At 68.6% G+C, this 12,051-nt stretch carries 15 protein-coding genes; 7 read left to right on the top strand and 8 right to left on the bottom strand.

From position 1 onward, the window contains the following. Window positions 1-40: 40 nt before the first annotated feature. The 3 genes from OV287_RS48515 to OV287_RS48505 are packed head-to-tail and all read left to right on the top strand — an operon-like array spanning window position 41 to window position 1,721. Window positions 41-1,186: a linalool dehydratase/isomerase domain-containing protein gene (locus OV287_RS48515; RefSeq protein WP_267540888.1), complete on the top strand. Its 1,146-nt coding sequence runs from the start codon at window positions 41-43 to the stop codon at window positions 1,184-1,186. After that, complete coding sequence (locus OV287_RS48510; protein ID WP_267540887.1) at window positions 1,183-1,446, top strand: hypothetical protein; 264 nt, start codon at window positions 1,183-1,185, stop codon at window positions 1,444-1,446. Before OV287_RS48515 ends, OV287_RS48510 begins: the two co-directional genes overlap by 4 nt. Next, a complete protein-coding gene (locus OV287_RS48505; protein ID WP_267540886.1) occupies window positions 1,443-1,721 on the top strand; it encodes a hypothetical protein in 279 nt (92 codons plus the stop codon). The genes OV287_RS48510 and OV287_RS48505 overlap by 4 nt, the downstream gene beginning before the upstream one ends. 9 nt (window positions 1,722-1,730) lie before the next feature. On the opposite strand, the gene OV287_RS48500 is transcribed toward OV287_RS48505, so the two are convergent. The 5 genes from OV287_RS48500 to glpK all read right to left on the bottom strand — a co-directional run bounded on the left by OV287_RS48500 (window position 1,731) and on the right by glpK (window position 6,370). Beyond that, window positions 1,731-2,306 carry a 5' nucleotidase, NT5C type gene (locus tag OV287_RS48500; RefSeq protein WP_267540885.1) on the bottom strand — a complete coding sequence of 192 codons (576 nt, stop codon included), beginning with the start codon at window positions 2,304-2,306 and terminating at the stop codon, window positions 1,731-1,733. 16 nt (window positions 2,307-2,322) lie between these two features. After that, window positions 2,323-3,030, bottom strand: coding sequence for a DMT family transporter (locus OV287_RS48495; protein WP_267540884.1), 708 nt, complete (start codon window positions 3,028-3,030; stop codon window positions 2,323-2,325). A gap of 272 nt (window positions 3,031-3,302) precedes the next feature. Further along, window positions 3,303-4,538, bottom strand: coding sequence for a hypothetical protein (locus tag OV287_RS48490; RefSeq protein ID WP_267540883.1), 1,236 nt, complete (start codon window positions 4,536-4,538; stop codon window positions 3,303-3,305). Then, on the bottom strand, window positions 4,538-4,849 hold the full coding sequence (locus tag OV287_RS48485) for a 4a-hydroxytetrahydrobiopterin dehydratase (RefSeq protein WP_267540882.1): 312 nt from the start codon (window positions 4,847-4,849) through the stop codon (window positions 4,538-4,540). Before OV287_RS48485 ends, OV287_RS48490 begins: the two co-directional genes overlap by 1 nt. A gap of 36 nt (window positions 4,850-4,885) precedes the next feature. After that, the gene (gene glpK, locus OV287_RS48480) at window positions 4,886-6,370 is read right to left on the bottom strand and encodes a glycerol kinase GlpK (RefSeq protein WP_267540881.1); all 1,485 of its coding nucleotides are present in this window, start codon (window positions 6,368-6,370) and stop codon (window positions 4,886-4,888) included. Window positions 6,371-6,468: 98 nt separating this feature from the next. Here glpK and OV287_RS48475 point away from each other — a divergent pair, with 98 nt between their 5' ends. Further along, window positions 6,469-6,999: an FHA domain-containing protein gene (locus tag OV287_RS48475; RefSeq protein WP_267540880.1), complete on the top strand. Its 531-nt coding sequence runs from the start codon at window positions 6,469-6,471 to the stop codon at window positions 6,997-6,999. A 28-nt stretch (window positions 7,000-7,027) separates the two neighbouring features. Here OV287_RS48475 and OV287_RS48470 read toward each other — a convergent pair whose 3' ends face one another. The 3 genes from OV287_RS48470 to OV287_RS48460 form a co-directional block, all read right to left on the bottom strand. Next, window positions 7,028-8,359 carry a TIGR02270 family protein gene (locus OV287_RS48470; protein WP_267540879.1) on the bottom strand — a complete coding sequence of 444 codons (1,332 nt, stop codon included), beginning with the start codon at window positions 8,357-8,359 and terminating at the stop codon, window positions 7,028-7,030. 4 nt (window positions 8,360-8,363) lie between these two features. Then, window positions 8,364-8,828, bottom strand: coding sequence for a DUF4150 domain-containing protein (locus OV287_RS48465; RefSeq protein ID WP_267540878.1), 465 nt, complete (start codon window positions 8,826-8,828; stop codon window positions 8,364-8,366). An 81-nt stretch (window positions 8,829-8,909) separates the two neighbouring features. After that, window positions 8,910-9,704, bottom strand: a complete 795-nt coding sequence (locus OV287_RS48460; RefSeq protein ID WP_267540877.1) for an Imm49 family immunity protein — start codon at window positions 9,702-9,704, stop codon at window positions 8,910-8,912. Between the two features lie 121 nt (window positions 9,705-9,825). On the opposite strand from OV287_RS48460, the gene OV287_RS48455 reads away from it, so the two are divergent. Genes OV287_RS48455 through OV287_RS48445 form a run of 3 tightly spaced genes read left to right on the top strand, consistent with a single transcriptional unit; the run spans window position 9,826 to window position 12,028 of the window. Continuing rightward, window positions 9,826-10,695, top strand: coding sequence for an AHH domain-containing protein (locus OV287_RS48455; RefSeq protein ID WP_267540876.1), 870 nt, complete (start codon window positions 9,826-9,828; stop codon window positions 10,693-10,695). Between the two features lie 13 nt (window positions 10,696-10,708). Further along, window positions 10,709-11,296 (top strand): imm11 family protein, encoded by a 588-nt coding sequence (locus OV287_RS48450; RefSeq protein ID WP_267540875.1) that lies wholly within the window; start codon window positions 10,709-10,711, stop codon window positions 11,294-11,296. Window positions 11,297-11,311: 15 nt separating this feature from the next. Further along, complete coding sequence (locus tag OV287_RS48445) at window positions 11,312-12,028, top strand: hypothetical protein (RefSeq protein WP_267540874.1); 717 nt, start codon at window positions 11,312-11,314, stop codon at window positions 12,026-12,028. Window positions 12,029-12,051 lie beyond the last annotated feature (23 nt).

Below are 12,051 nucleotides of genomic sequence, written 5' to 3'. Positions count from 1 at the left end.
CGGCCCGCGAGCACAGCGTGCGCCGCCCGATAGTCGAGGCATGCGACGCAACCTCTTCCTGCTGTTCATGGCCTCGGTGCTGTGGATACCGGCGCTTCATCTCTGGTTCAGACCAGGAGACCCCCGCGAGCTCGCGCCCGCCCTCGCCGAGCGGCAGCGCATGCTCGCGCTGAGTGACGAGAGCCCCGAGCGCGCTCTGCTCCGGCGCAATAACCCCGAATGGGACCTGATGAACCGCACCTTCTCCGTGCTCTCCTTCGCGAACCTCGCGCTGAAGGAGCCCACCCAGAAGGCGGAGCACCTCGCCGTCATCGACGCCGTGCTCGCCCGCACGCTCCGCGACGAGCGTAACGCCGATGACGAGTTCCTCCTGCCCTACGTGCACCGCGCGCCCTTCCGTGACGTGCGCGGGCGCAGCCTCTTCGTCGACGGGGAGATCGCCCTCATGCTCGCCGCTCGCCAGCTCGTGGAGCCGCGGGAGGACCTCGCGTCGCTGCTCCGTGAGCGAATCGACACCATCGCCGGCCAGCTCGAGCGTGCGCCCGTGCTGGCCGCCGAGAGCTATCCCGACGAGGGGTGGACCTTTTGCAACACCGTCGCGCTCGCGGCACTTCGCCTCTCCGACGCCGTCGATGGGAGGGACCACTCGGAATTACGACGGCGCTGGGTCGAGTCGGCGCGCAAGCATCTGGTGGACGCTCACACCGGGCTGCTCGTCTCGAGCTTCACCTTCAAAGGCGTCACCCGCGACGGACCGGAGGGCTCGACGCTGTGGCTCACCGCACACATGCTCCAGGTGGTTGATGAGGACTTCGCGCGAGAGCAGTACCAGCGCGCCCGTCAGGAGCTCATCGGCGAGGCACTCGGCTTCGCATGGGCCGCGGAGTGGCCCGTAGCCGCGCCCAACGTCGACGACATCGACTCGGGTCCGACGATTCCGCTCGTGAACGCGAACGCGGGCTCGAGTGGGCTCGCCTTCGTGGGGGCGGCGGCCTTCGACGACGAGCCGCTGCTCGAGGGGCTCACCACGAGCCTCCGTTTCGCTGCGTTCCCGGTGACGGACGACACCGGCCTCCGCTTCGCCGCGGGCAACCCGCTTGCTGATGCGGTGCTGCTGTACTCACTTGTCGAAGGTCCACTCTGGCGGCGCGCGATGGAGCCCCGCACGATGGAGGCGCGCCGATGATCCGCTCCGCTCTGGTGATGACCGCGGTCTTCCTGCTGCTGCACCTGCTCGGAGGCCGCCACTACGTCGGCATGCTCTCCGGCACACTGGAGGGGGGACGGTCGGGCCTTGTCTTCGGGCTTCTCTATGCGCTGAGCTGGTTCAGCACCGTGCTGTTGGTCCCGGTCCTACTGTTGGCGGGGCTGGCAAATGTCGCGCTTCGTCGGCGCCATGAGGTGGGCCGCATGAAATCGCCAGAGGGAGGTGTTGTCCCGAGATGAACCCGCAGCTGCTCCTCCAGGAATCGCCCTCGTTTCGGCGCACGGTGGTGCTGATGGTGCTGATCGCCATCCTGCTCTTCGATTGGCAGCCGGACTCCCGCCTGCTCAGCACGCCGGCGCAGAGGCGCGAGGAGGACCGCCCCCTTCCCGAGGATGGGAGCGAGGTGGATGCGCCCGCGGCGAGGCCGTTCCGCGCTGCGCATTTGGAGTCTCCGCCTCGTCCTCTTCCCGGCGTGCGGCAGGCGGCGAGGCGCCGTCCGGGGCGTCGCGGCTGAGCCCAGGGCCTAGGTGTTCTCGGCCCGCTCGCGGATGCGCGCGAGCGCCTCGCGGACCTGGGCGAGGTTGCTCCCGTCGTAGCGCAAGGCGTTGGGATGGGAGAAGCCCTCGTTCCAGCGCTGCGCGGGGAGAATGACGAGCCCCCGCGGGCGCCACTGCAGCCAGCGCTCCACGTAGGGCGGCCAGTCATCGACGAGCACCTTCCCGTAGACGAGCCCCTTGTCCATGGTGATGGTGACGGGTGTGCCGGGCAGGTGCTCCTGGCACCACTCGAGTTTTTCCGTCCACGCGCTCGGGGCCGCCACGGGCCCTTTGGTGAGCACGTGCACCTCGAAGTGCTGGGCCTGGAGCTCGCCGAGCACGTCGAAGCCGAGCTTCAACTTCGGCAAGTGCCGCCACCAGCCGCTCTGGCGCCGGATGAGCGACCGGCGCTCGCGCACCCACGGGTTCTCGTGCTCGTCGTCCGGGAACACCGCGGGGTCACCGGGACTGCGCAGCTTCTCCATGTCCCGGGCCATGGTGCCCTCGTAGTCGCACAGCGTCCCGTCCATGTCGACGAGCGCCACCAGTTCGGATTTCTGCATGCGGTGGAGCCTACCCCTATCGGGCAGGCGCGGGGGCCTTCCGCTGGCGTGCGAGCAGCGTGAGGAACACGCCGAACAACAGGGCCGAGCCCGAGCCCACCAGTCGTGGCGTCAGCGTCTCGCCGAGCAGCAGCACGCCGCCCGCCGCCGCCACCACCGGCACCGCGAGCTGCACCACCGCCGCCCGCATTGCCGTCAGGTGCGGCAGTGCCGCGTACCACAGGCTGTAGCCCACTCCCGAGGCCAGCGCTCCCGATGCCACCGCGAGCCCCACGCCCGCCACGGTTGCTCGTGGTGCTCCCAAGGCCAGCGGGGCCAGCACCGAGAGCCCCAGCGTCATGGGCACGCTCCGCAGGAAGTTGTCCGCCGTGGCCGCCAGTGGATCCGCGGTGCCTCGCCCTCGCAGCGAGTACACGCCCCACGCTATGCCCGCTCCCGCCATCAACGTGGCTCCCAGCGCGTCCGGCGCCGTGGCTCCCGGCAGGCGCAGCGCGATGAGCCCTCCGAGCGCCATTGCCAGTCCCAGCCACTCGAGTGCCCGGGGGCGCTCGCCGCGGACGAGGCCCACGCTCAGCATTGTTGCCTGCACGCAGCCGAAGAGGATGAGTGCTCCGAGCCCCGCGGGGATTCGCACGTACGCCAGTGAGAAGCCCGCTGCGTAGGCGAAGAGTGCCAGCGCCGAGCCCCAGGAGCCCTGCCTTGTGCCTCCTTTGCTTCCTCGCATCCGTAACAGCAGCCCGAGGACCAGCGCTCCTGAGCTGAGGCGGATACTTGTGAAGCTCGCTGCGTCGATGCGCCAGGCTCCGTTCTCGAGTGCGGCCCGGCACAGGAGGGAATTGGCCGCGAATCCGAGGAGCGCCAGGAGCGTGAGGGCCCCGGTCTTCCACAGGGGGCGATGACCCTCACCCTGACCCTCTCCCAGCGGGAGAGGGGATTGATGCAACCCGGGGCGGTCGGCACCCTCACCCCGTCCCTCTCCCGGGGGGCGAGGGGATTTCATCGCCACAGCCCCACGGAGATTCCGAAGTCCGAGTAGCGCCTCGAGACATCGAAAGAGGCTGTCAGTGCCCAGTCGTCCATGTACCGGAACAGGAACAGCTCGAAGCCTCCTGTCACGTGCGCCCTCGGTAGGTGGTTCGTGAACGGCGAGGGCTCGATGAAGGCCCCCAGCCTCGTGCGCAGCCTCCCAGGCCACGTCTCGTGTTCCACTCCCACCCTCGGCTGCAGCATCCCCGTCACGCCGACGTTCACCGGCGTGGTCAGTGCCGTGAAGGAACGCACCGGCACCGCGTTCTCTACTCGCGAGATGAAGTCAGCCTGTGCGCTGATGAGCCACTGGCCCGCGGGTCCCGCCGCTCCTTCCTCGGCCGGTACCTCCGAGAAGTGGTCCCCCTCCAGCATCTGCCGCCGCGCCGCGGGCGAGAGCTGGTTGTAGCGCTCGGAGCCCTTGCCCAGTCGCCAGCTCGCACCCAGCGACATCACCGCCGGCGACACCACCGCCGCGTAGAGCTGCCGGCCCGCGAGGAAGGGCACCTGTCCCGACTTCCGCTGCCACGCGCCCACCACCTCCGGTCTCACCGACACTCCCACCCGGTAGGAGCGTCCATGCGGCCGGTAGAGCATGTCCAGCGCCAGCCCCGTGTCCCCGTACTGCCAGTCGCCTTCCGGCTTGTGGCTGAAGACCGCCTGTGCGCTGTAGATGCCGAGGCCGATGATGAAGTCGTCTCGTCCCAGCGCCACCGCTCCCGCCAGCGACGACTGCACCAGGGACACGCGGATGCGATCGCTCGCGTCGCAGATCACCGTGTTGCAGTAGGCCACCTGGTAATTGCGCAGCGAGAAGCCCAGGCCGAAGTTGCGGTACTGCAACATCAGCGCGCCCTGGAGCTGCAACGTCTCTGGGGCGTCGTCGGCCTGGCCATCGTTGTCCAGGTCCTTGCCGTTCACCTTGGCCAGCGGCAGGTTCATCCAGGACAGGGTGACGCCTACGTCCCAGTCCCGGTCCAGCAGCGGTGAGCGGTGGGCCAGCGCGGCCTGGTTGTGAGTGAAGCCGGCCACGCCCTCGGCGATGCCCACGTAGGCACCGCCCAGCCCCACCACCCGCGACGAGCCCATCAACACGCCCGAGTTGAGGTACAGCCGCTCCGGCCGGGTGGCCTCGGGCACCTCCTCCTGAGCCCGAGCCACCGGTGCCGCCAGCAGCACCCCTGCGACGAAGAGTGCTGCCCGCATCAGCCCTGCTTCACCACCTGGGCGAACAACGTGTCCGCCTCGGCCGCCAGCTTCGTGTCGCGCCAGGTCAGCCCGCCCGCGTCATGTGTCACCAGCGCCAGCGTCACCTTGCGCCAGCGGATGTCGATGTCCGGGTGGTGGTCCGCCGCCTCGGCGGCCTTCGCCACCCGGCTCACGAACTCGATGCCCGTCAGGAAGGCCGGCGCCTCGTAGGTGCGGCGGAGCATCCCTCCCTCGTGCTTCCACTCGGGGTGCTCGGTGAGGAACTGCTTCAGCGCCTCGGGGGTCAACTGCGTGCGGTCGTAGGCCATCGGGGGTTTTCTCTATCGCGAACCGGGGCTGCTGTCTCAGGCGCGCTCCACCGCGCGCCGCCACTTGGTCAGATACCGCTCACGCACCTCGGGCTTCATCTTCGGCTTGAAGACCTTATCCACCTTCCAGGCGCGGCGGATGGCGTCCGTGCTGCTCCACACGCCCGCTCCCAGGCCCGCCAGGAAGGCGGCCCCCAGGCTCGTCGTCTGCAGGTTCTGCGGCCGCACCACCTCGGTGCCGAGCATGTCCGCCTGGAACTGCATCATCAGGTTGTTGGCCGCCGCGCCTCCGTCCACCTTGAAGGACGGAATCTCCCGCCCGCTGTCGCGCCGCATGGCCTCGGCCAGGTCATGAATCTGCATCGCCACGCCCTCGAGCGCCGCACGCGCCAGGTGGGCCACCGTGGTGGAGCGGTCGATGCCGGCGAAGAGGCCGCGCGCCTCCGGACGCCAGTGCGGCGCCCCCAGGCCCGCGAGCGCCGGGACGAACACCACGTCCCCGCTCTCCTTCACGCTGGCGGCGAGCGGCTCCACGTCCACGGCCTTCTTGATGACCTTCAGCCCGTCGCGCAACCACTGCACCGCGGCGCCGGCGATGAAGGAACTGCCCTCCAGCGCGTAGGACGTCTTGCCCCCAATCTTCCACGCCACCGTGGTGAGCAGCCCCGCCTTCGAGAACACTGGCGTGTCGCCCGTGTTCATCAGCAGGAAGGCCCCGGTGCCGTAGGTGCACTTGGACTCGCCCGGGTTGAAGCACGCCTGTCCGAAGAGCGCCGCCTGCTGGTCTCCCGCCATGCCGCTGATGGGAATGCCGTCCGGCAGGCTCTTCATGCCCCGGGTGGTGCCATAGCTCTCCGCCGAGCCGCGAATCTCCGGCAGGCACGCGGCCGGCACCTCGAAGAGGGTGCGCATGCCCTCGTCCCATGCGAGCCGGTTCACGTCCATCAGCAGCGTGCGGCTGGCGTTGGAGACGTCCGTGACGTGCGCCTGGCCTCCGGTCATCTTGTAGACGAGCCAGGTGTCCACGGTGCCGAAGCACGCATCGCCCTTCTCGGCGCGCTTCCGGGCCCCCTTCACGTGCTCCATCATCCAGCACACCTTGGTGCCCGAGAAGTACGGGTCCAGCACCAGGCCCGTCGTCTGCCGCACCCGGGCCTCCTCGCCCTGCTGGCGCAACTTCGCGCAGTGCTGCGAGGTGCGCCGGTCCTGCCAGACAATCGCGTGGCCCAGGGGCTTGCCGCCCTCGCGCATCCACAGGCCGGACGTCTCGCGCTGGTTGGTGATGCCCACCGCGGAGATGTCCTTGCCCGTGAGCTGAGCGTCCTTCAGTGCCACGCGGACGCAGTGCTCGACGCTGGACCAGATCTCCTCCAGGTCGTGCTCCACCCAGCCCGGCTTGGGGAAGTACTGGGTGAACTCCCGGTATGAGCTCCCCACCACCCGGAGCTTGTCGTCGAGGATGGAGACGTGCGTCCCGGTGGTGCCCTGGTCCACTGCCAGCACGTACTTCGTCTTCGCCATGAATGAAGCCTCCTGCGGCTGCCTGGGTGGTGTGCGGGCGCACCTTACCCGAGCCAGAGCCCTTGGCACGCGTGGTGTGGAACGCCTAGCCTGCGCCCATGCCTTCGGTGAAGGAATTAAGGGCGCTGCCCCAGGTGGATGTGAGGACCTTCCAGTCCGAGCACGGCCCAGTGGCGCTCATCCAGCAGCCTCCTGCCCCCGTCTTCCAGCGGGTGGCTCAGCAGATGGGCGGGGCGCGCACGGTGTTCATGGCCCACCGCTCGCGCCTGGCGGACCGGCTGATGGCGATGCTGCAGGGCTTCGAGCACCTGCAGGTCCTCTTCCTCAATCCAAAGACGGATGGCGAGGTGTTCGCCGTGGGACGGCTGGAGACGAGCTCTCTGGTGGTGCATGACCCGTCCGTCTCCAAGTTCCACGCGCTCATGCGCTGGAACGCGTCCGACAGCAGTTGCTACGTGCGGGATGCGGACTCGATGAACGGCACGTTCGTCAACGCCATCGCGCTGGGTGAGCAGGAGCAGCAGCTCGTCGATGGGGACGGCCTGTCCTTCGGCGACGCGCAGTTCCTCTACGTGCGCACCGATACGCTCCATGCGCATCTGGCCATGGCGGCCCCCGTCAATCGCTGATCCACACTCCCTGTCCTGGGCCTGACCCTCAGCCTCGAAGTCCCTCGGTGAAGGGGCGGCCGAACGTGGAGGAGGGAGTCGAACGCGCCCGCCCCCATGCGGTGACCTGACGCTCCACGAACGCGCGTGTTGGCACCTGGAGGGCACCCCGGCTGCGCAGTGCCAGCTCCAGGGCCAGGGCGTGGCGTCGCCGCATGGGGGCACTGGCGAGCGTGTCCAGCAGTACCTGTGGTGTGAAGGGCTGTCCCGCGAGGTAGCGCTGCCGCATGTCCAGGCTGGGGCGGACCTCCTGCCACCATGTGGCCACGGCATCGGCCTGGGGGAGCGGTAGCGCATCCTCGGGTCTGGGCACGAGGTCGGCGTCGAGCTCCTCCTGCTTCAGGAGGATGGGTTCCTCTGCCTCCGGCTCCTGGCTCCTGGCGCCGTATTGCCCTTCGATGCGCAGTCCGGTGATTGCGCTGAAGGCCTCGCCCGCTAGCGCCGCGACAGGCTCCTTCCGCATCAAATCCAAGCAGGCGGCAGCGGCGTCCACGCGGCCGGTGAAGCCCAGTGCCCACAGCACGTCGGGTTGAAGCGCCTCGTCGGAGAGCAGGTCCAGCAGCAACCGGGTATCCCGTTCATCGCCGCCCATGCCCAGCAGCAGCAGGGGCAGCCGGCAGCCGGGGGCACGCGACTCGACCGCGGTCCGACAGGTGGCCCAGGCGCCGCGGTGGCCGCCCATCAGCCCCGCGACGATGCCGACGTCGCGCAGCATGGGGTCGCGCGAGTCGAGCGCGCGCTGGAGCACGCGCGGCTCCAGAGGCAGGCACATGCGGCTGGCAGCGCGCAGGGCGGCGGTGGCCACCTGGGGCTCCGGGTGCGCGAGGAAGGGCGTGCACAGCGATGCCGTGGCCAGGCCGTGCGCGCCCAACGTGTCGAGCACCAGGGCGAGCAGCTCAGGGGGGGCATTCTCCTTCTTCAAGAGTGCCGCGAGGTCGGCGGGGATGCTCGAGGGGCTTGTCAGCTCGAGCGCGCGCCGAAGGGCGATGAGCGCGGGAGGCTCGGCGTGGGAAAGTGCGGCCAGCACCGCCGCGGGGCCTGAGGGTTGCTTGCCGCCGAGGAGCGCCAGGGCCGCGGCCACAATGCGTTCGGCTTCGTCTGCCGCCAGTGCCGGCTCCAGCAGGCGCTGGGCCACGGGCTCGTCGCCCAGCACCAGTCCATCCAGGTGGGCGGCTACCAGTTCCTCGATCTCCGCCACCTCTCCCAGCACGTCATTGGGGTCATCGAGGGCGCGCTCCCACTGGCTCCAGCGGAAGGCCGCCTCGTCGAGGTGCTCTTCATAGATGTCCCAGCGCGGCGGTCGCCTGGCGTGCATTGGCATGGCGCTAGAGGTCGTGATCGCAGACAAGGCACTTCGACTTGCCGGCGCTCCCTCCGTTGGCGATGACGGGCCCTTGCATGACAGGGGAGGGCGGCGTGTTCTTGTCGTTGTGCAGCATGAGATCGAAGGCGCGCGCCACGTTCTTGCCCTCGAACTTCACGTCGAAGGAGAAGTTGACGAACTCTGCCTTGCCCTTCGTCTTGCCCGAGACCACGCCGCCGCCGGCGGTGCCCGCCTCGTCGCCCGTGCTGGTGCTGAAGTTGGAGTCCTTCACGCACACCGGGTTACCGCCCACCGTCACCTTCTTGGTGCCCTTCGCGGTGTCCGAGGACTTCGCCACGTTGGGGTAGGGAATGGGGACGGGGCCTCCGGGGCTGGGGGTCTTGCACACGTCCGGGAAGACCACGGTGGTGCCGCTGCTCTCCTTGGTCACCACGGACAGCTTGTTGACACCGGTATTGACGGCCATGGGTCCACCTCCGTGCGCAAGAGAGTACCGTACCGAGCCTCGCCGTGCGATCCGCGGCCCGGTAACCGGGAGACTCCTCCCTCATGGGCGGGGCTGGACGCGGATGCCCCAGTCTCCGTTGTACTGGACCGCCATGGGCACCCGGGCGAGCGGTGGGCAATAGCGGTATTCCGTCTCCGTGAGCTGGAAGCCCGCCCGCTCCCCCAAACGCAGCAGGCCCAGCCCCTCCAGCCAGAGGAAACGGTGCGGCGCGAACGCCGTGACGGGCGTGGCGAAGGACCTGGCACGCGTCTCCGTCTCTTCCTCGTATTCCATCAGGGCCGTGGCGAAGTGCTCGGCGAAGGCGTCTCGGTCTCCAGAGAGCAGGGCGCGGGTCAGTCCGCACCGGCTGGCGTAGGTGTCCTGTCCCACCTCCTCCAGCCGAGTGAGCAGGTGCTCCAATGTCGGACGCGAGGGGGGTTCCTGGCGCGCCAGCTCCTGCAGCACGCGAGCCCAGAGGAACTCATCCTCGTACTCCTCCTTCTTCTGCCACTCGGTGGGGGACACCGCGGCCACTGCATTCGCCAGGGCGAAGTGGCCGGCGGCGAGCGCACAGACGAGGGGCCCGTTCTTCCGGGCCGGCGGCGGCGCGAGCGCGCGGGTGCGCAGCAGTTCCAGCAGGCGGCGCCCGTTCTCCGCCGCCCGGCAGAGGTTGAGGAGGAAGTGCTGGGTGTTGCCGTCCACCAGCAGGGTGGCGGCCGCGATGAGCTGCAGGTCCAGCACGATGGCGTCCACCTGCGTCAGGAGCGTGACGCGGTCCTCGCCGGGATCGAATCGACGCATCCGCTCCGCGAGCATGGACGCCGCATCGGCGCGCAGAGCCATCAGGTCGGGCATGGGGACTCCGGTTGGCAGCAGGTCCCCAGTGTATCGCAAGGGGTGGACAACCCTGGGGGATTGGAGGCAGGGTGGGAATGTCGGCCGGAGAGGCTGGCGGCTGAGCATCGGAGGTGCGCGGATGCCATATCTGAAGCCCAAGGAGATGAACACGACCCTGGCCAAGAGGCTCAAGGCCATCTTCGACCGGAGTCGGGATCATCGCTACGCCGCGGCCAAGGAAGCCAAGAAGCTCAAGCCCCCCAGCTCGGGCGGCGCTGGCGACCCGGGCGGGGACCACGTGGACTCCGACGCGCCCCCCAAGGGCGTGCTCGGCAAGGACGATGACTACGCCCAGCGTGGCTCCGACTACATCCGCTCCAAGAACGGACGCGGGGTGTATCGCAACTTCAGCCACCCCCACCTGGAGCAGATCCGCGACATGGTGCGGCAGATGGCCGAGTTTCCGGGTGGCCCGGTACAGAACTTCACCCCGAAGTCGAAGGACGAGAACGGCAAGCCGGTGGGGCAGAGCACCCCATACACCTGGGAGGCGCACCATATCCTCCCGGGCTCCGCCTTCTATTACGAGACCGCCAACGGCCCCTGCTTCACCTACCAGCAGCTCCGGCTCATCTTGCTGACCGATTACAATCTCAACCACGGCCACAACATCATCATGCTGCCCAAGGACTCCTGGGCCGTGCCCGTCCACACCCTGCTCCAGCACCCGGGAGATCACCCCCAATACACCCAGCGGGTGATGGGGCGGCTCAAGAATCTCTCCAAGGACATCCAGGCGAAGATCGACAAGGGGGAGCCGCACAAGGATGTGATGCTGGACCTCTTCGAGCAGCTCAAGGACCTGGAGGAGGAGTTCTGGGACTTCATCGTCGGCCTGAGCGAGGTGGTCGTGGCCGCGGTGACCTCGGGCCAGACCTACGTCCACGACCACGTCCGCTTCGCCCCGGAGAATCGCCTCAGCACCTACGAGTACGGGGCTCTCTTCTGAGGAGCATCAGCGCATGAACTATTATGTCCTGACGACGGTCTCCCACCAGGATGCAGCCGTCATTGATGCGTACCCGCGGGGTAGCCCGGCGGATTGGAAGTTCGACGAGGGCATCAGTCTGGCCCGTGAGTTTCCCGAGCGGGCGGAGGTCGTCTTCTCCAAGAGCTTCCCCGACTTCCGGAAGCTCTATGACTTCCAGTCCAACATCCTCAGCGCATTCATTGTCTCCGGGAAGGCCCGGCAGCTCATCGAGTCCCTGAGGGTGCCCAACGCCGAGTTCCTCCCCGTGGCCCTCAAGGATCACCGCGGCAACGTGGTGGCCGAGGACTACGCCATCCTCAACCTGCTCGGAGGCGAGGACGCCATCGACATGGAGCGCTCCGATTACAAGATGAACCACATCGACAAGGAGCAGATCGGCCGCATCAAGAAGCTCGCGCTCAAGCCGGACGCCATCTCCCCCGAGGCGAGGATGTTCCGATGCAGCCGTATGCGCCGGCTGTTCCTCATCCGCGAGGACGTGCTCGCCGCCTTCAACGAGGCGGGCCTCACCGGCTTCCGCACCTACCCCGCCGAGGGTTGGAAGGGCCTGGAGCTCTGACCGGCCGGGAACCGCATGCCGCCGCCCCTCTCCTTCGAAGCCTTCGTCGACACCCTCACCGACACGTACCGGACCGTCATCCACCGGAACCTGCCCGTGCCGGAGTCGGAGCGGGAGCGCTGGGTCCGCCCCGATGAGCTGGCGTGGCTGGGCCTGGGCCATGAACAGGAGAGTTTCTACTTCGGCTACGCGCTCGGGCTGGCCGAGGGAGAGGAGCCGGGTGGTGCGAGTGGGGCCCTGCCGCTGAGGGAGCTGCTCGACCCGGGTGAGCACGAGACGCTCGTCGCCGCCGTTGATCGCTTCTCATATCCACCCCCTCCGGCCTCCGAGGCTCGGGACCCCTGGTATGAGGACTGCCAGGTGTTCGCGCGGTATGCGCTTCGCCTCGGGCTGGGGCTGGTGGCGCACCGGCTGGGGTCGCACCCGGAGATGCTGCCGATGGCGCCGGGCCCGGGCTTCCGGGTGACCGTCTTCGACGACATCGAGTCCCCGGCTTTCGAGGCGGAGGTGCCTCGCTGCGAGCTGCCCTCCTCTGGCGATGGGGACCAGGCCGCGCGCCGACAGCTCCTGGCCGGGGCGTTCGCCTCCACCCCCGCGTGCCGGGAGCTGCTCGCGGAGCTGGGTGAAGGTCGGCTCCTGCATCTGCCCCTCACGGAGGTACTCGAGATGCACCGTACGTCGCGCGTCAGTCTCCTGGCCGACCTCCAGGCCGCCAAGGGGCCGTCCAGGTAGGTCGTCGCCAGATACGAGAGGGG

The sequence above is a fragment of the Archangium lansingense genome (genome assembly GCF_026626635.1).
Lineage (GTDB): Bacteria > Myxococcota > Myxococcia > Myxococcales > Myxococcaceae > Archangium > Archangium lansingense.
The sequence above is the reverse complement of the archived record's forward strand: the minus strand, read 5'-3'. Positions and strand labels throughout refer to the sequence as shown.